At 40.7% G+C, this 21,865-nt stretch carries 16 protein-coding genes; 11 read left to right on the top strand and 5 right to left on the bottom strand.

The features are described from left to right. Positions 1-8: 8 nt before the first annotated feature. The 6 genes from atpF to E2I05_RS21605 are packed head-to-tail and all read left to right on the top strand — an operon-like array spanning position 9 to position 5,404. On the top strand, positions 9-479 hold the full coding sequence (atpF, locus tag E2I05_RS21630; protein WP_121853201.1) for a F0F1 ATP synthase subunit B: 471 nt from the start codon (positions 9-11) through the stop codon (positions 477-479). Positions 480-494: 15 nt separating this feature from the next. Then, positions 495-1,028, top strand: coding sequence for a F0F1 ATP synthase subunit delta (gene atpH / locus E2I05_RS21625; RefSeq protein WP_121853200.1), 534 nt, complete (start codon positions 495-497; stop codon positions 1,026-1,028). 14 nt (positions 1,029-1,042) lie between these two features. Continuing rightward, complete coding sequence (atpA, locus tag E2I05_RS21620) at positions 1,043-2,584, top strand: F0F1 ATP synthase subunit alpha (RefSeq protein WP_121853199.1); 1,542 nt, start codon at positions 1,043-1,045, stop codon at positions 2,582-2,584. Positions 2,585-2,634: 50 nt separating this feature from the next. Next, positions 2,635-3,501, top strand: a complete 867-nt coding sequence (gene atpG, locus E2I05_RS21615; protein ID WP_121853198.1) for a F0F1 ATP synthase subunit gamma — start codon at positions 2,635-2,637, stop codon at positions 3,499-3,501. Positions 3,502-3,533: 32 nt separating this feature from the next. Then, positions 3,534-4,922 carry a F0F1 ATP synthase subunit beta gene (gene atpD, locus E2I05_RS21610; RefSeq protein ID WP_121853197.1) on the top strand — a complete coding sequence of 463 codons (1,389 nt, stop codon included), beginning with the start codon at positions 3,534-3,536 and terminating at the stop codon, positions 4,920-4,922. Between the two features lie 53 nt (positions 4,923-4,975). Further along, positions 4,976-5,404, top strand: a complete 429-nt coding sequence (locus E2I05_RS21605) for a F0F1 ATP synthase subunit epsilon (RefSeq protein WP_121853196.1) — start codon at positions 4,976-4,978, stop codon at positions 5,402-5,404. Positions 5,405-5,461: 57 nt separating this feature from the next. Here the strand turns inward: E2I05_RS21605 and E2I05_RS21600 are convergent, their stop codons facing one another. Continuing rightward, complete coding sequence (locus E2I05_RS21600) at positions 5,462-6,877, bottom strand: hypothetical protein (protein ID WP_121853195.1); 1,416 nt, start codon at positions 6,875-6,877, stop codon at positions 5,462-5,464. Between the two features lie 665 nt (positions 6,878-7,542). Between E2I05_RS21600 and glmU the strand changes: the two genes are divergently transcribed. Then, complete coding sequence (gene glmU / locus E2I05_RS21595) at positions 7,543-8,901, top strand: bifunctional UDP-N-acetylglucosamine diphosphorylase/glucosamine-1-phosphate N-acetyltransferase GlmU (RefSeq protein ID WP_121853194.1); 1,359 nt, start codon at positions 7,543-7,545, stop codon at positions 8,899-8,901. 96 nt (positions 8,902-8,997) lie between these two features. Here the strand turns inward: glmU and E2I05_RS21590 are convergent, their stop codons facing one another. Continuing rightward, entirely contained in the window at positions 8,998-9,510 is a 513-nt protein-coding gene (locus E2I05_RS21590; RefSeq protein WP_133309848.1) for a hypothetical protein, read from the bottom strand. 150 nt (positions 9,511-9,660) lie between these two features. Between E2I05_RS21590 and E2I05_RS21585 the strand changes: the two genes are divergently transcribed. The 3 genes from E2I05_RS21585 (at position 9,661) to E2I05_RS21575 (ending at position 13,339) form a co-directional block, all read left to right on the top strand. Continuing rightward, positions 9,661-10,422: a DeoR/GlpR family DNA-binding transcription regulator gene (locus E2I05_RS21585; protein WP_121853192.1), complete on the top strand. Its 762-nt coding sequence runs from the start codon at positions 9,661-9,663 to the stop codon at positions 10,420-10,422. Between the two features lie 74 nt (positions 10,423-10,496). Next, positions 10,497-12,326, top strand: coding sequence for a glutamine--fructose-6-phosphate transaminase (isomerizing) (gene glmS / locus E2I05_RS21580; RefSeq protein WP_121853191.1), 1,830 nt, complete (start codon positions 10,497-10,499; stop codon positions 12,324-12,326). A 530-nt stretch (positions 12,327-12,856) separates the two neighbouring features. After that, positions 12,857-13,339, top strand: coding sequence for a YfbM family protein (locus E2I05_RS21575; RefSeq protein ID WP_133309587.1), 483 nt, complete (start codon positions 12,857-12,859; stop codon positions 13,337-13,339). 119 nt (positions 13,340-13,458) lie between these two features. Here the strand turns inward: E2I05_RS21575 and E2I05_RS21570 are convergent, their stop codons facing one another. The 3 genes from E2I05_RS21570 to E2I05_RS21560 form a co-directional block, all read right to left on the bottom strand. Beyond that, entirely contained in the window at positions 13,459-13,887 is a 429-nt protein-coding gene (locus E2I05_RS21570) for a hypothetical protein (RefSeq protein WP_121853189.1), read from the bottom strand. Between the two features lie 627 nt (positions 13,888-14,514). Beyond that, positions 14,515-18,303 carry a pentatricopeptide repeat-containing protein gene (locus tag E2I05_RS21565; RefSeq protein ID WP_133309847.1) on the bottom strand — a complete coding sequence of 1,263 codons (3,789 nt, stop codon included), beginning with the start codon at positions 18,301-18,303 and terminating at the stop codon, positions 14,515-14,517. A 378-nt stretch (positions 18,304-18,681) separates the two neighbouring features. Next, positions 18,682-18,996, bottom strand: coding sequence for a recombinase family protein (locus tag E2I05_RS21560; RefSeq protein WP_243641130.1), 315 nt, complete (start codon positions 18,994-18,996; stop codon positions 18,682-18,684). Between the two features lie 603 nt (positions 18,997-19,599). On the opposite strand from E2I05_RS21560, the gene E2I05_RS21555 reads away from it, so the two are divergent. Then, positions 19,600-21,369: a hypothetical protein gene (locus tag E2I05_RS21555; protein ID WP_133309846.1), complete on the top strand. Its 1,770-nt coding sequence runs from the start codon at positions 19,600-19,602 to the stop codon at positions 21,367-21,369. Positions 21,370-21,865 lie beyond the last annotated feature (496 nt).

Genomic DNA, 21,865 nt, shown 5'->3' with positions numbered 1-21,865 from the left:
AGGCTGTTGTGAATTTCAACGCTACCCTAATCGGTCAGTCAGTCGCTTTTCTCGTCTTCGTGTGGTTTTGCATGAAGTTTGTTTGGCCACCTTTAATGCAAGCCATTGAAGATCGTCAAAAGAAAATAGCTGATGGTCTTGCCGATGCAGATCGTGCAGTAAAAGACCTAGAGTTGGCTCAAGCGAGAGCTACTGACCAACTAAAAGAAGCTAAAGCTAATGCTAACGAAATTATTGAAGCTGCTAACAAGCGTAAAGCTCAAATCGTTGACGAAGCAAAAGCTGAAGCAGACTCTGAGCGTGCGAAAATAATCGCTCAAGGTCACGCAGAAATTGAAGCTGAGCGTAATCGTGTGAAAGAAGACCTGCGTAAGCAAGTTGCTTCTTTAGCCATTCAAGGTGCTGAAAAAATCCTTGCTCGTTCAATTGATCCAGCAGCTCACAGTGACATTGTTGAAAAACTTGTTGCTGAAATTTGATAAGGGAGTTGAGTTATGGCTGAATTAACCACCATTGCTCGCCCTTACGCAAAGGCAGCATTTGATGTTGCGGTTGAGAAAAACACTGTAGATAATTGGGCTGAAATGCTTGATTTTATTGCAGTGGTAAGTGCACACCCACAGGTGCAACCTATGTTGAAAGGTGCAGTAGCCCCTCAACAAGTCGCCGAGTTTTTTATCGGGATCTGTGGTGAGCAAATCAACTCGCACGGTCAAAATCTGGTCAAGGTAATGGCTGAAAACGGACGTTTAGAAGTTCTGCCTGCGGTGTCTGAATTATTCATTCAATATCGTAATGAGTGGGCTAAAGAAGTCGAAGCTGAAGTCATTTCAGCAACAGAACTTAGCTCAGAACAACTCGAGCAGATCAGCGCTTCTGTAGAGAAACGTTTGTCACGCAAAGTAAAGCTGAATTGCAGCACTGATGCTAGCTTAGTGGCTGGTGTCATCATCAAAGCAGGCGATTTAGTCATCGATGGTTCAGTAAGCGGTCAATTATCGCGACTGAACGATGAACTTAAGTCGTAATTGGGAGTTTGAGCATGCAACTGAATTCCACTGAAATCAGCGATCTGATTAAACAGCGGATCGAGCAGTTCGAAGTTGTCAGCGAAGCACGTAACGAAGGTACTATCGTTGCGGTAAGTGACGGCATCATCCGCATCAACGGCCTAGCCGATGTGATGCAAGGTGAGATGATCGAATTGCCAGGTAACCGTTATGCAATCGCGTTGAACTTAGAACGTGATTCTGTAGGTGCCGTAGTGATGGGCTCTTATGCCGGATTGGCAGAGGGCGTAAAAGTAAAAACGACTGGTCGTATTCTGGAAGTACCTGTAGGCCGTGGTCTACTTGGTCGTGTTGTGAATACACTGGGCGAACCTATTGACGGTAAAGGACCTATCGATAATGATGGTTTCTCTCCTGTTGAAGTGATTGCACCAGGTGTTATTGAACGTAAGTCAGTATCACAACCAATCCAAACCGGTTATAAAGCCGTTGATTCCATGATCCCAATTGGTCGTGGACAACGTGAATTGATCATTGGTGACCGTCAGACTGGTAAAACAGCGATGGCAATTGATGCCATCATCAACCAAAAAGACTCAGGTATTGCTTGTGTTTATGTTGCGGTTGGTCAAAAAGCTTCTACCATTGCGAACGTAGTTCGTAAATTGGAAGAGCATGGCGCATTGTCAAACACCATTGTTGTAGTAGCAACGGCTTCTGAAGCCGCCGCTCTTCAATTCTTGGCACCGTATTCTGGTTGCTCAATGGGTGAATACTTCCGTGATCGTGGTGAAGACTCGCTAATCGTATATGATGATTTGTCTAAGCAAGCTGTTGCTTACCGTCAAATTTCATTGCTGCTTAAGCGTCCACCAGGCCGTGAAGCTTACCCAGGTGATGTATTCTATCTACATTCTCGTTTACTTGAGCGTGCATCACGCGTCAACGAAGAGTACGTAGAGAAATTTACCAAAGGTGAAGTGAAAGGTAAGACCGGTTCTATGACCGCGCTTCCTATCATTGAAACCCAAGCAGGTGACGTATCTGCATTCGTACCGACTAACGTAATTTCGATTACTGATGGTCAGATCTTCCTTGAAACTGATCTGTTTAACTCAGGACTACGTCCAGCGGTTAACCCAGGTATTTCAGTATCTCGTGTAGGTGGTGCAGCGCAGACCAAAATCATCAAGAAACTGTCAGGTGGTATTCGTACTGCACTTGCACAGTATCGTGAGCTTGCCGCGTTCTCTCAGTTTGCATCTGACTTAGATGATGCAACTCGTGCTCAACTTGAGCATGGTGAACGTGTTACCGAACTAATGAAGCAAAAGCAATATGCCCCTATGAGCGTTGCCGATCAAGCTGTGTCAATTTTCTCAGCTGAAAAAGGTTACCTTCAAGCGATTGCGCTGAATAAAATCGGTGATTTCGAAGCCGCTCTGCTTTCTTATATGAACAGCGAGCATGCAGATCTTCTTAAAACCATCAACGAGACTGGCGACTATAACGCTGACATCGAAGCTGGTTTGAAGGCTGGCCTCGACAAGTTCGTAGCAACCCAAACCTGGTAAATACTACCGAGGTGTCTTAAGGCACCTCTGGTCCAGATTGGAGAGTAAAGATGGCCGGCGCTAAAGAGATTAAAACTAAGATCGCGAGTGTACAAAACACTCAGAAGATCACCTCCGCGATGGAGATGGTAGCAGCAAGCAAAATGCGCAGAGCGCAGGATCGCATGTCTGCTAGTCGTCCTTATGCGGATAGCATGCGTAAGGTGATCGGTCACGTAGCACAAGGTTCTCTCGAGTATAAACACCCCTATTTAGAGGTGAGAGAGGCCAAGCGAGTTGGTTACATTGTTGTGGCAACCGACCGTGGTCTTTGTGGTGGTCTGAACGTTAACTTATTTAAGAAAGTTGCGGCAGACGTGAAAAATTGGCAAGACAAAGGCGTCGAAGTGGACTTCTGTCCAATCGGTGCTCGAAGTGTTCAGTTTTTCAAAAGTTTTGGTGGCAATATCGTATCTAATGCCTCTGGTTTAGGTGATGCTCCGGCATTGGCTGACTTGATTGGTACAGTGCGCGTTATGCTGCAAGCTTACAATGAAGGCAAATTGGATCGTCTGTATGTAGTATTCAACAAATTTGTGAATACTATGGCACAGACTCCTGTGATCGAACAGCTGCTGCCTTTGCCTAAACCTGAGAAAGAAGATGAGTACATCGGACATCATTGGGATTACATCTATGAGCCAGATCCAAAGAGCCTTTTGGATACGTTATTGGTTCGTTATGTTGAGTCTCAAGTGTACCAAGGTGTTGTCGAAAATATTGCCTCTGAACAGGCTGCCAGAATGGTAGCAATGAAGTCGGCGACAGACAATGCGGGTGATCTCATCAACGATTTGCAACTGGTCTATAACAAGGCTCGTCAGTCTGCGATTACGCAAGAATTGTCGGAAATTGTTTCCGGTGCAGCTGCGGTTTAAGCAAGGTTAAATAGATATTTAGAGGATTAATCATGAGCACAGGTACTGTTGTCCAAGTTATTGGCGCGGTTGTGGACGTTGAGTTTCCACAAGTTGCTGTACCTCAGATATATGACGCTTTAAAAATCACTGGTGAAGGAACTTGTAACGGGTTGGTGCTAGAAGTTCAGCAGCAACTTGGTGGTGGCGTAGTACGTGCCATTGCAATGGGTTCATCAGATGGTTTGCGTCGTGGTATCGAGGTTGAAAACTCTGGATCACCAATTACTGTTCCTGTTGGTACGGCCACGCTTGGTCGTATCATGAACGTTTTAGGTGAGCCAATTGATGAAGCTGGCGAAATCGGCGCTGATGATCGTTATGAGATTCACCGTGACGCTCCTTCATACGAAGATCAATCAAGTTCTACTGAACTTTTAGAAACCGGTATCAAGGTTATTGACCTTGTTTGTCCGTTTGCTAAAGGTGGTAAAGTTGGTTTGTTCGGTGGTGCTGGTGTTGGTAAGACCGTCAACATGATGGAATTAATTAACAACATCGCAAAAGCCCACTCAGGTTTATCTGTTTTCGCTGGTGTAGGTGAGCGTACTCGTGAGGGTAACGACTTCTACTACGAGATGGAAGAATCAGGCGTACTTGATAAAGTAGCCATGGTTTACGGCCAGATGAATGAGCCTCCAGGTAACCGTTTACGTGTTGCTTTGACCGGTCTAACCATGGCGGAAAAATTCCGTGATGAAGGTAAAGACGTATTGTTGTTCGTGGACAACATTTATCGTTATACCTTGGCTGGTACAGAAGTTTCTGCACTATTGGGCCGTATGCCTTCTGCGGTAGGTTATCAGCCTACTCTTGCTGAAGAGATGGGTGTACTTCAGGAACGTATTACGTCGACGAAGTCAGGATCGATTACTTCTGTCCAAGCTGTATACGTACCTGCGGATGACTTAACGGATCCATCGCCAGCTACAACGTTCGCTCACTTAGATGCAACGGTTGTATTGTCACGTCAAATTGCGTCACTGGGTATTTACCCGGCGGTTGACCCATTGGATTCGACTTCACGTCAGCTTGATCCATTGGTTGTTGGTCAAGAGCATTATGATGTAGCAAACGGTGTGCAAACTGTATTGCAACGTTACAAAGAGCTAAAAGACATCATCGCGATTTTGGGTATGGACGAATTATCTGATGAAGATAAGACAACCGTATTCCGCGCACGTAAGATTGAGCGTTTCTTATCGCAACCATTCTTTGTGGCAGAAGTCTTTACTGGTTCTCCAGGTAAGTACGTTTCTCTGAAAGATACCATCTCAGGCTTTAAAGGCTTGTTGAAGGGTGACTATGACCATGTTCCAGAGCAAGCGTTCTACATGGTTGGTTCAATCGACGAAGCCGTTGAGAAAGCCAACAAGAAATAATTAGAGTTTGGGCTTAGCTTACGGAGTTAAGCCTGATTTCTTAAGGAGAACCGATGGCAGCCATGACAGTACATCTTGATATTGTTAGTGCAGAAAAAAGCATCTTTAATGGCCGAGTAAGTCATTTACAGGTTTCAGGTGCTGAAGGTGAATTGGGCATTATGCCTGGTCACACTCCGCTACTAACGATGATCAAACCTGGCATGGCGCGCATCATCAAACAAAACGAAGAAGAAGAAGTGTTTTATTTATCTGGCGGAATGCTAGAAGTACAACACTCTTCAGTTTCTGTTTTGGCTGATGTCGTTATGCGTGCCGACGAAATTGATGAACAAGCAGCGTTGGAATCTAAAAAACGTGCTGAAGCCTTAATGGCAGAAGCCGGTGCAGATTTTAACTATGAAGCCGCAATGGTTGAGTTATCTAAAGCCATGGCGCAGCTCCGCGTTGTTGAAACCATCAAGAAAAACATTGCCAGATAAGGTTATTGTTTGAATGAAAAAGGGTGACGATTAGTCACCCTTTTTGTTTTTAAGTCATTAAAAGTTCAAAATCTTATCTATTTCACTTAACCCGCTCAAATTAGGTAAATCTTTTTGCACTCCACTCAACTGACTAGCTGTGGCTTTACTGTCAGTGAGAATTTGCTGAGCTTGTTCTGTGGTTTGCTGAATTTCTTGCCCCTGCTTTTCAATGTATGAAGCGAGGGCTTGTTCAATTGAATTACATTGTGCGCGACTTAAAGGAGCAGTTTCTTCTACGGGTTTAGGTGGAACACTTCCCGTGTAAGTATTACCGTCTTTAGAGAATGAAAGCGTATCACCATGTATTGTCGGTGAAATTGGTGTATAACCCCCTTGACTGTAAGTTGAATACTGACCGCGATAATTAAAAATAGGCAGTTTTTCGCCTTTGGCATCTGTTAAGGTCAACATCATATTATTCGGTCTTGGTGAAATATTTTCATGGGGAACCAATCCAGAGTAGGTTTCACCATTTTTGGTAAAACTCACCACATTACCATTAACTTTAGGGTGAACTTCGGTATAACCTGCTTGACCGTATTCGTAAAACTTTCCATTATCCGAATAGATAGACAGATTTTTATGGGAATCAGAGGTTAATTGCAGTTTAATATTTTCGAAGCTACGAGTAGGAACTGAGTTTAAGCCTGATGGAATACTGTTGCTATAAGTAACACCATCATGTGTCCAGCTGAGTTGATCACCGGATATTTGTGGGTGAATTTCGTGATAACCTTGTTGATCATACCTGAAAAATTTACCGTTATAATGATACACACTGGATTCTTTTCCATCTTTGGAAAAAAGCGATAATCCAATGTTATTCATCTTGTCATAACCATCTCCAGATGCAGGAGGAATGTTGCTGTTGTATGTTTCTCCGTTTAATTGACAGCTCATGGTATCGCCAGAAAATTTGGGATTAACTTGCTGAAAACCACTCGCTAAACTTTGATAGTATTCACCACCAATTCGAGTCAAATCTACCGTTTTTCCAGAAGCCGACATGAGTGAAAGTGAGATGTTTTGGGAGCCTTTCACTGTGCCAATAAGATAGTCGTCAATGTTTTTTCCATCAACTTGTACATGATTATCTTCCATGAAATGCAGCATAGCAGGTGGTAATGTTATTTTTTTTCCTTGTTGTTTTGCTGTACTTGAAAGTTGTACAAGTTCTGAGAACATTACCTTAGCTTTATCTAAATCAGAGTGCGCTTGATCCAACTGTTCAGAGAAGTGATCTAATTGTTCAGGAGTTATCTGCAAGGTGTTTTTCATTTCTTGCATTACATTTGAGAGCTTACTTGATAGCTGAGTGTTTGGGCTGAACTTTAATGAAGCCTCTTCAAGTTTATGTTGATTCTCTAATTTTGCTGGATCTACTGATTGCGAATGGTTTGTTTGAACATCACCTACTGTCATACCTGACATATACACTCCTTGATAGCATAGAGCTTTTAGGATCAGCGAATACAAGTATTATGATGTGATCGCTAAGCTAATATGTTTTGCTCGTTAAATAGATTACCTGTTTAAGTATGGATGAAAATTGTAATAATGAAGGTTAAAGTTAACTAACTAAAATTAAAGGGCATTTATATTTTTTTATTAACGTCGTTAGAGATATTGGTATTTGTTATAAGTCTATTTTGCTAACGTCTTACAGCACTTGCATTTTCGATGCTTTTCAGAGCTTCTTGTTCTGTGTTGTGACTAACTAAACATCATTACTCACGCCTTGAACCTAAATAAATCGGTTGAACGCACAATTCAACCTTAATCTATTGAAGTTAAATACAAAATTGAACAACCCTAATTCATCCATCAGGTGAGTGCTGAACATTCATATACTTGCCAAAATCACCGCTAGCTGCGATATAAATTTTGCAAGTAGAAACGAAGTAACGACAGTTTTGTATGTCGGTAACTACTACTTGCTGCTATTCATGCCTTGTTATCAGTAATTATTTCTGCGTATATGAACGCTCCCAACCTATCTATTTAGGATAATCAAATTAGAATTTAAAATACATATAGTCTGTTTTGTCTGCGGTTTTCCGTTAAAATATCCACAGTGATTTATAAAGGACAGAATAATGACGTTAAATGTCGTGATCTTAGCCGCGGGAAAAGGCACCCGAATGCGCTCAGATCTTCCAAAAGTTTTACACCCAATCGCCCAAAAACCTATGGTTCAACATGTAATTGATACCGCTAAATGTCTAGGTTCGAATACGACTAATCTGGTTTATGGCTATGGCGGCAATAAACTACAAAGTGCGATTAAAGATGAGTCACTCAACTGGGTATTGCAAGCCGAGCAGTTAGGTACAGGTCACGCGGTGGCACAAGCGAATGATCTCATTGCAGATGAAGATACGGTATTAATCCTTTATGGTGACGTGCCACTGATCCAAACTCAAACCCTTGATGCATTATTAGCTGTTAAACCAAAACAGGGGTTAGCCATTCTGACCGTTAATCTTGATAACCCAACAGGTTATGGTCGTATTGTTCGCAAAAATGAGAAAGTGGTTGGTATTGTTGAGCAAAAAGATGCTAATTCTGATCAACTGGCCATTCAAGAAGTGAATACCGGCATTATGGCGTTGCCGGGAAAACAACTCAAAACATGGTTAAGTCAACTGTCATCAGATAATGCACAAGGTGAATATTATCTTACCGATGTGATTGCTATGGCACACAGAGATGGGGTTGAAATTACAACTGCACAACCTCAATCCGCTATAGAAGTTGAGGGCGCTAATAACCGTATTCAATTAGCACAGCTTGAGCGGGCTTACCAATTACGAGAAGCTGATAAATTGATGTTGGCTGGCGCGAACCTCAGAGATCCAAATCGTATTGATATTCGCGGTAACGTGAGTGTTGGTATGGATGTGATGATAGATATCAACACCATATTTGAAGGTAAAGTGGAAATTGGTAACAACGTCAACATTGGTGCTGGTGCCATCATTATTAATAGTACAATTGCAGATAATGCAGTGATTAAGCCGTATTCCATCATTGATAATGCTGTTGTAGGTGAAGATGCGAGCGCAGGCCCGTTTGCACGTTTACGCCCAGGGGCAGAGCTTAAACAAGATGCGCATGTTGGCAACTTTGTCGAAATGAAAAAATCAGTATTAGGCAAAGGCTCTAAGGCAGGACACCTTACTTATCTTGGTGATGCTCAAATTGGTGAAAAAGTAAATATTGGTGCGGGCACCATTACTTGTAACTACGACGGGGTGAATAAGTCATTAACCCAAATAGATGATGGTGCCTTTATTGGCTCTAATTCGTCATTAGTGGCGCCTGTTGAAATAGGTAAAATGGCAACGATTGGCGCAGGCTCTGTGGTGACGGCTAAAGTTGAAGATGAGCAATTAGCCGTGGCGCGTGGAAAGCAGCGTAATCTTAATGACTGGAAAAGACCGAGTAAAAAGTGAAGGTTAACTTAAGGTAAAATATATAGTTTTATATTTGAATTATTATCAACAATTCTTCTTGTTAAGTAGCAGAGTATTTTGAAAGATTTTGATCTGCTACTTTTCAATTTGATGACGTTCTTTTGCTTTAATTCTTAAATCTAATTTGTCTGCGCTCGACATGTAACTGTTAATATTTGTTGCTAACGTAGATAATCCATTATTTTCTAGGCTCATATGAAGCTCTTTCCAATCGCCGCCTGTGCGATTTTGCCAATGTTTAAAGACGACACTCCATTGCTTCACAAGTGTAACTTCTCTTTCTGGTAGTGATTCATTAGGTACACCAAAGCTTAGTAGATGTTTTTGAGTAACTCTTTGTTGGTTTAAATATTGACTGATAATAAAGCTAATATCTTCATCAGTAGTTGCTTGATGGGTTGGACATTCGTTAAATCTACATGTTTTTGGTTGAACTTCCATACAGCCGTGTTGACCAAGAATCCGATAATTAGCATATCTATTTAATGGCGGACTAAACTTTGTAGATGTGCCATTCCTAGAAACATTATCAGAGTCGTAACCATTATTACTTTGAACGTTCACAGTGGGAGCTACAGAGATAGTCATAATGATTAACATGAATTTGAATATTGTTATTAACCTATAACTTTAGTGATGAACCCATACTGAATACACCATAAATTAATAAAAAACTCGCAATAAGTTTCGTTTTAGATATACTTTAACTTTCGTTTCGTAAGATAATAAGTTTCGTTAGTGAATAGACGTAATACTCAACAGCGGCGTCATGCGATAGTTTCCCTGATCAATGCTCAAGGGGACGTGCAGGTGGATGCCCTTTCTACTCAGTTTTCGACGTCAGAAGTTACTATCCGTAAGGATTTAGCTGAACTTGAAAAAAACGGCTTGTTATTACGTCGTTATGGTGGAGCCATTGCACTACCATCTGAAATGATCACTAGCGAAACACCTTCGCAATTGAAACAAGCCATTGCCGATAAAGCCGCTTCGCTTATTCGTGATCACAATCGCATCATTATTGATAGTGGCTCTACCACTAAAGGCATGATCTCAAACCTTGGTTGTAAAACAGGGTTAATTGTGATGACGAATTCTTTGAAACTAGCCAACGCCATTCATGAATTAGAAGATGAGCCTACACTCTTGATGACAGGTGGCACTTGGGATCCACATTCTGGCTCTTTTCAAGGGCAAGTAGCCGAGCAAGTGTTGCGCTCTTACGACTTTGATCAACTTTTTATCGGTGCTGATGGCATAGATTTACTGCGCGGTACGACCACTTTCAATGAACTGACTGGTCTCAGTAAAGTGATGGCGGAAGTATCTCGTCAAGTGATTGTGGTGATGGAGTCAGAGAAGTTGGGTAGACGGATCCCAAATCTTGAGCTGGGCTGGAGTACCATTGATATATTGGTGACAGACAACAATATTAGCGCAGATGCCATTGAACAAATTCAACATCAAGGAGTGCAGGTGTTAACTGCATCACTTGACTAAAATCTATCTCGTCATGCCTGCGAAAACAGGCACCCAGTGTCTTTATTTATACTGTATTTTGATTAGGAAAAATTATGTGTGGAATCGTAGGTGCAGTCGCACAACGTGATGTAGCTGAAATTTTGGTGGAAGGTCTTCGCCGCCTTGAATACCGTGGTTATGACTCAGCCGGTGTGGCGATAATTGATGGCGAAAGCCTTGGTCGTACTCGTCGTCTGGGCAAAGTACAGGAGCTTGCTGATGCGTTAGCTGAGACGCCATTGGTTGGTGGGACAGGCATAGCACACACGCGCTGGGCAACCCACGGTGAACCAAGTGAACGTAACGCTCATCCGCATATTTCCCAAAATAACATTGCTGTTGTGCATAACGGCATAATTGAAAACCATAATGAACTGCGTAGCATGTTAAAAGAACATGGCTATGAATTTTTATCTGATACAGATACTGAAGTAATCTGTCACTTAGTTCACCATGAACTTAAATCACAAGAAACACTCTTGGCGGCAGTGCAAACAGCCGTAAAACAACTTGAAGGGGCTTATGGAACGGTAGTGATTGATCGTCGTGATAGTTCTCGTATGATTGTTGCGCGCTCTGGCAGTCCGTTAGTTGTGGGTTATGGTATTGGTGAAAACTTTGTCGCTTCTGATCAACTTGCGCTTTTACCTGTAACTCGCACCTTTGCTTTTTTAGAGGAAGGTGATGTTGCAGAAATCACTCGCACAGAAGTGAATATTTTTGATCTAGAGGGTAATGCCGTAGAGCGTGAAGCCAAAGAATCAGAAGTGACCCATGATGCGGGTGATAAAGGTGAATACCGCCATTACATGTTGAAAGAAATTTATGAGCAGCCACAAGCGTTGGCCAGAACGATTGAAAGTCGCATAGCAAATCAAGAAGTGTTGTCGTCGGCGTTTGGTGACAATGCTGAAGTACTACTAAAAGACATCAAGCACGTGCAAATCATTGCTTGTGGTACCAGTTACCATGCAGGAATGGCAGCGCGTTATTGGTTAGAAGACTGGGCGGGCGTTTCTTGTAATGTCGAAATAGCGTCTGAATTCCGTTACCGTAAATCTCATTTATTCCCAAATAGTTTACTGGTCACAATTTCTCAATCTGGGGAAACTGCAGATACGCTTGCGGCACTACGTCTTGCAAAAGAAATGGGTTACAAAGCAACCATGACTATTTGTAACGCACCAGGTTCTTCCATGGTGCGTGAATCAGACATGGCTTATATGATGAAAGCAGGCACAGAAATAGGTGTCGCTTCTACCAAAGCTTTTACGGTTCAGCTTGCTGGTTTGATGATGCTTACCGCTGTGATAGGTCGCCATAACGCAATGTCTGCTGAAATGCAGGCACAGATCAGCCAAAGCTTATTGTCATTACCTGCCAAAGTGGAACAAGCATTAAGTCTAGATAATGCCATTGCGGCATTGGCGGAAGACTTTGCCGATAAGCACCACTCGTTATTCCTAGGACGTGGCGACCAATACCCTATCGCAATGGAAGGCGCGCTTAAGCTAAAAGAAATTTCTTATATTCATGCAGAAGCCTACGCCTCTGGTGAGCTAAAACATGGACCGCTGGCATTGATTGATGCAGATATGCCAGTAATTGTGGTGGCACCAAACAATGAGTTATTAGAAAAACTGCATTCAAATGTGGAAGAAGTACGTGCTCGCGGCGGATTGATGTATGTGTTTGCTGATAAGCAAGCCAAGTTTGAGTCAGATAATACAATGAAAGTGATCCCTGTACCTCATTGTGATGATTTCATGGCACCACTTATCTACACCATTCCATTACAATTACTGTCTTACCATGTGGCATTGATCAAAGGAACGGATGTCGATCAGCCAAGAAATTTAGCCAAAAGTGTTACGGTTGAATAAAAAATGATTCTATCTTTATTACCTCTGTAGTGAGGTAATAAAGATTCATACAGGGCAATAAAGTATCATACTGTATGAGCTGTAATCTGATGTTTCCTAGCTCATTTTTGCCCCTTTTCGTGCTGGCAACGCCCATCCATAGCAATACTATTTCTAATGTTTACTTGTTAAAAATCATGTTTTTGGGCTCGACTATTTTATGACATAGCAGCCCTAATTATTAACTTTTATAGCGGTTCGTGCTATAAATTTGCTTCAAGTGCTGATGTAGTGAAAATCACCATTTGTTAACTGACTTAAACCAGCCATTTTTCGTCATGATAATATGTTCTTTTGTGATGTTAGCGATGATTTAACTCGAAGTTACTTTCTGGTTATGCGTCCAGGCGTTATGGTATATGGTCGTAATTATGACTTGTGAGGTGGCTCGCCAGTCTGTTTACACAAAAACTACAATTAAGTTATGATTTTAAAATATCAATGAGCTAGATCATGATTAAAAAAGCTATACATCAAGGATAATTAGTCGCATGTCAATGAATGGAAACTACCTTCCAGTAACAGAAGAAGATCTAAACAAGCTTTTGGATGACCCTGACCTATTATCTGATTTTTTATACGAAGAAAAAGAAGAAGAAATAATAGAAATAGATAAAGCTTGGCATGCAATTCATTACACTCTGAATGAAAGGAAATGGGAAGGTATAGAGCCTTTGTTTAATGTTGTGCTGGGCGGGGAGCAAATTAGTGAAGAAGATATAGGCTATGGCCCTGCTCGTTCACTTTTACCTAAACAAGTCAGTGAAGTTTCAAATGCTCTTACAAAAATTGAGGAAAAAGATTTTAGAGCTAAATTCAATAGTGAAGAGTTAATTAAACATGATATTTACCCTCAACTTTGGGATGATAATATAGAAACTTTGGATTACGTTTCTACTTTTTATAATGATGTTAGAAGCGCATTTATAAAGGCATCCGATCAGAAAATGGCAATGATACTGTTTTTAAATTGACTTGAAAACGGTCAGTTACCATAACCACCTATGTTTGCAAGCTCTTAATCTACATCAGAGCAATCTAGTAGCATTGATGTAGATTGGTTACAAGGCTATTAGCTCTACCTTTAACTGAACTAAAATTGATAGCCTAAGTTAACATCGGCGGTGAACTTACTTTCAACTTTCCCATAACTGCCGAAAACACCACCTTCATCTTCACGTCTTACACCTATACCTAAACCGAAAACGAATCCAGATTTATTAACACCTTGAGAATAATAGTTGTATGTTGCTAATCCAAATCCCTTTTCACTTGTAAGCACTTCAGAGCCCAGAGCAATACCAATAGAATGCTTTTTTTCTCCATCAAGTAGTAATTGATAACCTGCTGCACCACCAACTAATCCAGCTGATATAAAATAAATGTTGTTATTGTTTATTGAACTAAATTTATACCCAAATACTCCACCATACTGATATCCGATCCCAATAGTATTTTTTGTTTCAGCCAAACTAGGGAACGAACTAACTAATAGCAAACTCATAAGTATCGTTTTTTTCATTATTATCATCCTGATTATTTTTATAGAAAAGCTCAAAAAGATAATAAAATTAAAAATTGAAAATTAATAGAGTTTTCTAACTTCATATGTTAATTCAGGTTTTATTTACCATAACCACCTTTTGTGCGCACTTCGAGCGTTGTAAGCTCTAAGTTGTATTTTTAGGGCTAGTAGTGGCTTTCAGCAATTTGATATTTATAATTTGATTTTAGAGATACTTTTTCTAATGCAATCTGTTGATTATGAACTGAAACCGAAACACGGAATTGTCCAGAAACGTGTTTCGTTCGGTATGATACTTTATTACTTAATTTCCTTGTTAAAAACGCCTTTTAGAGCGATTCAGTATGAAACTTTAGACTTTCGATAGCTAAAGTTTCAACGTATTAATCAGGGCTACAGAGTAATTGAGGATGAAACTTTATTGCCCGACCACAACCTCTTGTAGTGAGGTAATAAAGTGTCATACTGTATAAGCTGTAATATTGTGTTTTCCAAATAGTTTCTGCTAAAAAACCATTTAGAACATTAAAACAAAAATGCAGTTAACATTATAATATTGTCGTTGTTCTATGATGTTCATATTATGATGCGATCATACTAAAAAGTGTACTCGCTAGTATCAAATTAATGGGTAGGCTCGCTCAATACTATCATTCCTGAGTTGAATTTATCCTCGATAAACTCAAGTCCAAATTCATCTTTGAGAAAACTTATCATTCCATTTTTTAACGTATTATTGCCATGATATCCAGTTATGATCGATGTTATGTTGGGTTCATTGTTTTTATTGTGGTAACAAAATAATAGTTTTGCGAAAACTAATGGAACACCTCGAATATGTGTACCATTGCCTGAATGTCCTTCGAAAATTTTATCCATATGCAAATCGATACAATGACTCATTAAGCCAACATTTTTTTTATATATTCCTTGTGTTATCCCTTTATCAATCATGCTTGCGAAATTATCTTTTTCAAGCGGCGCAAATTGAACATGTATCTGTGAAAGAGTACTCATGTTACATTTGTTCATTATTTTTTCTAAATACCATATTCCAGTGTCAAATTCCTTTGCCTTAATACATACTTTAATAAAGGCATTATAAATACCAACATCAGGCTTGATGCCCCATTGTTGCATTAAACAGGCTGTATCGCCATTGCCCAACACCAATGATTTAGCTTCTGCATAACGCTCCATTTCAGCGCAGGCCGCCAGTAAATTCATGCAGGTGATTGAATCTGCCTTTAGTAGTAGATGAGGTGCCATCACGGGCTTATCACCACACACCAGTTTCCAAGCACTATCAAACTGGCCAGTTTTAGCGCATACCGTGATAAAGGCATTGTAAATGGCAACATTAGGCTTGATGCCCCATTGTTGCATTAAGCTGGCTGTATCATCATCACCCAAGACCAATGATTTGGCTTCTGCATAGCGCCCCGTTTCAGCGCAAGCCGTCAGTAAATTCATGCAGGTAATTAAATCTGCCTTTAGTGGCAAATAAGGTGCCATCACGGGCTTATCACCACACAGCAGTTGCCAAGCACTATCAAATTGGCCCGTTTTAGCGCATACCGTGATAAAGGCGCTGTAAGTGGCAACGTTAGGCTTGATGCCCCACTGCTGCATTAAGCTGTCTGTAGCTGTATCGCCATCGTCATCGTCATCGCCCAACACCAACGATTTGGCTTCTGCATAACGCTCCATTTCAGCGCAGGCCGTCAGCAAATTCGTGCAGGTGATTTGATTGGCTTTTAATGGCAAATGAGGTGCCATCACGGGCTTATCACCACACAGCAGTTGCCAAGCACTATCAAACCGGCCCGTTTTAGCGCATACCGTGATAAAGGCGCTGTAAATGGCAACATCTGGCTTGATGCCCCATTGTTGCATTGAGCTGGCTGTATCTGTATCGCCATCACCCAACACCAATGATTTGGCTTCTGCATAACGCCCCGTTTCAGCGCAAGCGCTCAGCAAGTTCAGGCAGGTGATCGAATCTGCCTTTAGTGGTAGATGAGGTGCCATCACGGGCTTATCACCACACACCAGTCGCCAAGCACTATCAAACTGGTCAGTTTTAGCGCATACCGTGATAAAGGCATTGTAAACGTCAACATTAGGCTTGATGCCCCATTGTTGCATTGAGCTGGCTGTATCTGTATCGCCATCACCCAACACCAATGATTTGGCTTCTGCATAACGCCCTGTCTCAGCGCAGGCTGTCAGCAAATTCAGGCAGGTGATTTTATTGGCCTTTAATGACAAATGAGGTGCCATCACGAGCTTATCACCACACACCAGTCGCCAAGCACTATCAAATTGGCCCGTTTTGGCGCATACCGTGATAAAAGCATTGTAAATAGCAACATTAGGCTTGATGCCCCATTGTTGCATTAAGTTGGCTGTAGCTGTATCGTCATCGGCATCGCCCAACACCAATGATTTGGCTTCTGCATAACGCCCCGTTTCAGCGCAGGCTGTCAGCAAACTCAGGCAGGTAATTGAATCTGCCCTTAGTGGTAGATGAGGTGCCATCACGGGCTTATCACCACACACCAGTTGCCAAGCACTATCAAACTGACCAGTTTTAGCGCATACCGTGATAAAGGCACTGTAAATGGCAACATTAGTCTTGATGTTCCATTGTTGCATTAAGCTGGCTGTATCTGTATCGGCATCGCCCAACACCAATGATTTGGCTTCTGTATAACGCCCCGTTTCAGCGCATGCAGACAGCAAATTCATGCAGGTGATTGAATCTGCCTTTAATGGTAGATGAGGTGCCATCACAGGCTTGTCACCACACACCAGTTGCCAAGCACTATCAAACTGACCCGTTTTAGCGCATACCTTGATAAAGACGCTGTAAATGGCAACATCAGGCTTGATGCCCCATTGTTGCATTAAGCCGGCTGTATCTGTATCGCCCAATACCAATGACTTGGCTTCTGCATAACGCCCCGCTTCAGCGCAGGCAGCCAGCAGATTCATGCAGGTGATTGAATCTGCCTTTAGTGGTAGATGAGGTGCCATCAAGGGCTTATTACCACACACCAGTTGCCAAGCACTATCAAACTGGCCTGTTTTAGCGCATACCCTGATAAAAGCATTGTAAATGGCAACGTTAGGCTTGATGTCCCATTGCTGCACTAAGCTGGCTGTAGCTATATCGCTATCGCCCAACACCAATGACTTGGCTTCTGCATAACGCCCCGTTTCAGTGCAGGCAGACAGCAAATTTATGCAGGTGATTGAATCTGCCTTTAGTGGTAGACGTGGTGCCATCACAGGCTTATCACCACACACCAGTTGCCAAGCACTATTAAACTGGTTCGTTTTAGCGCATACGGTTATAAAGGCATTGTAAATGGCAACATTAGGCTTAATGCCCCATTGTTGCATTAAGCTGGTAGTATCTGTATCGCCATCACCATCACCCAGTACCAATGATTTGGCTTCTGCATAATGCCCCGCTTCAGCGCAGGCCGTCAGCAAATTCATGCAGGTGATTTGATTGGATTTTAATGGCAAATGAGGTGCCATCACGGGTTTATCACCACACACCAGTTGCCAAGCACTATCAAACTGGTCCGTTTTAGCGCATACCGAGATAAAGGCGCTGTAAATGGCAACATTAGGCTTTATGCCCCATTGTTGCATTACGCTGGCTTCAGCTGCATTGCCTAGCACCAATTTTTTGGCATCTGAAAAATTTAAATTTAACTTAATTAATTTCAGTAATAGTGTGCATGTTTTCGCTTCATAGGCCGATTTAAATCGTATTATGTCACTAAAAACACCGTCGAAATTAGATGAATGGCTGTCAGAAAACTCAGCCGCTTTGTGTAACAATTTATGGATTAACCTTATGTTCCATGATGTTTCCATTACCCGTTTGTCATTTTTTAGGGTGTGAATGATTTCAATAAGCTGCGAAAGTTTAGTGCAACCACCAATTAATGCATTTAACTCAATACCCAGTTGATTTTTGGTTTTCTGTTTAAGTTTCCAAGAGTGAATAAGCTCACTGGTCTGAGTAAAAAAGGGATCAGGGGAGGAAGGTGGTTGCTGTATTTGCTTGGTATATTGAGTGCTCGGTTTTGGAGTAATGGAGCGGGGCTCAGTTGCCAAACATCGGCAAGCGTTACTTGGCTTCTTACAATAATGAGTCTCTCGTGTGCGAGAGTTAGAGCGAGTCGCCGATGATTTATTGTTGAAAAAATCATATAGCTTTTGTCTATCGGTTTTGCTTAATCTTTGATAACCCTGTTGTAAGTTTTCATCACCATCAAACTTTGAAACCTCAAAGTTTAGATAGGATACGGCTTCGCTTGGGTATTCTTGGAGACTTTTGAGCATGAATCTATATATTGATTGTTGCTCAGCAGGAGTGCGCACTGTCGTCATCACATTACTCAATAAGTGAGTGAATTAACAAGCTAAGAAATAACGCACTGAAATGATAAATACAAAAATATTCAGCTTTAAGGCATTCTATAAATGTATAACAGAAAATTATCCACCGCACCGGGGAGCCGTTTCATAGCTCATAGCTGTATCTCAGACTCAAAAAAATAATGAAATTGAGCGTAAATTGGTTTGTCCCTCCCTTGCCAACTTGGTCGACTGGCGCATTTCTGTCGGATATACGACACCCGTTACCAGATGCCGTCCTCCTAAGAACCCAGCGTGCAACTTTCATTGCTAACCATGCGGCAAGCTCGACTTCAGGGAAAAGCCAGATTCATCAAAGTAATAAAGATCTATTATCCCTTCCTTTTCCATTTATACACAACTCACTAATTCATCGTAGGCTCTTTCAAAATGGACCTCATTACGCTGTTTTTTAAGTGAATGTCTCATGCATTTATGGCTGTAGTTAAAATTTTTGATAAGTTCACGTTCAAATTCTGCAATTGCGGCGAAAAGGTTAGTGACAATTCTTCCTTGAAGTGAGGTTGTATCAACAGGGTCATTGAGACTTATTAGCCCAATATCAAGTTCTGTAAGCTGGTTAATAAGCTCAATGAAGTGTTTTAAAGAACGTCTTAGTCGATCCAATCTATAAACAACAATCACAACTTTTTTGACTTGCGACAATAATACCAATTACAGTAATTAAATGCTCAACTCAGAGCTATGTATGCGCACAAAGTACAAACGAAATTGGTGAAAACATAGTTATCTACGTTGAGATAATTTTGTGAAGTAATTTTTGCGCATACAAGCTTCCGAAGGGCAAGGCTAAAGGATTCCATTACTGCGTTGCACGCTCTTGAATTATCCCTGTACTTCGAACATGCCCCTTGTACTGAAAACCTTTATCTCTTGCTGAGTGGGAAGTTAATTACTGTAATTGGTATAAGTTAATTTAAGAAGCAGGGTGTTATCGTAATTGTATGACTTCCCTTTGATTAAATATTCTTTAACTTGATTGCTATTTAGGCAGTGCTAAAATTATATGATTGATTTTTGTTTTAACCTAGAAACATCAGTTGACTGCGTTCTCAAGCGTAGAAAAAATGGCTGATAGTAAGGCGTAGCTTGCAGCAAGTAGTTATTCTACTTACAAAAGTTACAACGCAGATAGCAGTCATTTTAGCAAGCTTGTGAGCGTAGAGCTCTTCACTCATTGGGTGAAAGCCATGATGATAAAATCATCATATTGCTCAGGCAGTTACTCATATACTCAGCGTTCAACTGATGATTTTAGGTTTAAGTAATGAACACGTTTCTATGGCAACATGTACAACTATAGGTATCACTTCAGTTGCTTCAAATTGGGAGAGCACTTCTCAGGTTCTTTGTTATGAAGAATCAAGAGATAAGGCTGATGATTTATCTTTTCGTTGGAATACTACCCCTCAATCAAGCAGTTTTAAGAGAAAATTATTCAATTTCTTTGATTATTTTAGACGAAAAAGAAAAATAAGTAATGATGCCAATGAAACGGCAACTATTACTCCATCTTCGAACTCGTGTCATTATTCGGACAAAGAAAGAGATAATTCAGTTGTTCAGAACAGTATGGATAATCTACATTCTGAACAACATACAGATCCATTTGATAGCCTCAAATACTTAGCAGAAGAGGAAGAACAATTTAAACAAATAGCATGTGATCACAGTACTTTTTTACAACCTGCGATGGAAATGTTAAACGCTATCAAAGAAAACAAATGGGATTCGTCCATTTTCAAACGTGCTACTGCTTATGATTATTTACTTTATCTTTATTTGAATAAATATATTAACGAAGAGCTATTTGGTGACATCCAAATCAATTGGTTACAACCTTTGACACAATTTGATAAAGATACAGAAATAACCGCAGAACCCCTACTTGGTAAATTTACAGCAAAAAGTGTCGAGAGAGTTTGTTTTGACGAAGTTAGTTCATTTTTTAATGAAAAATTAACTGCCGATGAGCAAAAGCTTGTTAGATCTATGCCTCGTCAAAAAACTTGGTACACAAAAGTTGTATTATCTAAGGATAGTAAACTGGAAAAATATTTAACTGGTGAGTGGTTCCGCTCTCGACCTAATACTTATCATGGATGTACAGAAGCACCTTGCGAAACAGAAGTCGGAAGTTGGATAGGAACATTTGATCGGTTAATCAGCAGTTTTAAACTTCATAAACCTAGTACCTCGAAAGACAGCGATGTCATAATATTATTACCATCATACCACATCGTTGCTTGCCTCAGAGATTTTCATTCAGTTAACCCTCCAAAAGACAGAGTGAAACCGTTTTTATGTTTTGCTTCGCCAAATTTAGAAGAATTTATACAATTGAGAAGAGAAAAAGCACATCCTGTTTCATTGTATCATCAAAGAGCCAGAGACAACCTTCTAAAGCCAGACAAGTGCCAGTCAGGTTGTTTTGGTGGGAGTTATCATGACCTTGTTCATTTAGAAATACTCTCTAGATTTCCCGCAAAGCTTAGAGAAGATGCTTTAGATATATATAGTCATATTCAGAATCTAGAGGTAATATTAAAATCTGAAACCTCTCCTGAAAAGTCACGAATAATATATGCAATAGGAGAGATCTACAAACAAGCACTTGCAACTAATCATATAGAATCAAGATATGCCGCTCGCTTGAAAGGTAGTGCTTATAGTGACAGCAATATCAGGTCAATTGTTGATAGGTGGGCACATCAATTTAAAGCTGACAATTTTGTGGATTTAGTTGATATGGATTTTATTACTGCCAATAAAATTGGCTCAATAACTTTTTTAAGTGATTCGAATGAATGTCTCTCTGCAGATAACTTCTGTCATATCGTTCTTATGCTAATGACCCTGAATAATTTGGCTATTTCCGAATACTTTTTGACCCAGTCATTAGATACTCGAAGTAATAAAATAAATTTATATAGAATGATATGTGATTTTAAAGCAAAAAACTCTGGGATTTATCCAAATATTCCACCTAGAGAGTTACTGCTGCCAAAGGTCAATTAAATTAGCTAATTTACAGTAATTAATCTCTCACTTAGCAATAGCTAAAGGGTTTCAGTGCAAGGCACAAGCTCGAAGTAATATATTCCCTTCGGCCGCCATACAAAACTGGCGTTCAACGCACTTAAGTAACCAGTCAAATGTAATCGAATATTTATCTGGCTGAAACGCCTGTCATTAACGACTTCTTGAGAAAAAACATTTGATTAGGCACTTAGTGCTTTTGTCGGGATAATTCAAGTGCTTGTAACGCAGTAATGGAACTCTTTAGCCTTGCCCTTCGGGAGCTTGTATGTGCTCATTTTGGTTTATAAAGAATACTTCTCAAAATTGTCTTGACGTAGCAATGTAATAACGACAGCTGTGTATGTCGGTAACAACTATGTCTTCATCATTTTCGATTGCACTTTGAGCACATACATAAGTACCTGTCGATAAGTTCTTTGATAATTATTGTGTTCAGGTTTAGTGCTATACAATACGTAATGTAGGGCGCATA

This window comes from Parashewanella spongiae (genome assembly GCF_004358345.1).
Taxonomy (GTDB): Bacteria; Pseudomonadota; Gammaproteobacteria; order Enterobacterales; family Shewanellaceae; genus Parashewanella; species Parashewanella spongiae.
Note: the sequence above shows the minus strand (reverse complement) of the source record. Positions and strands in the feature narration are given on the sequence as shown.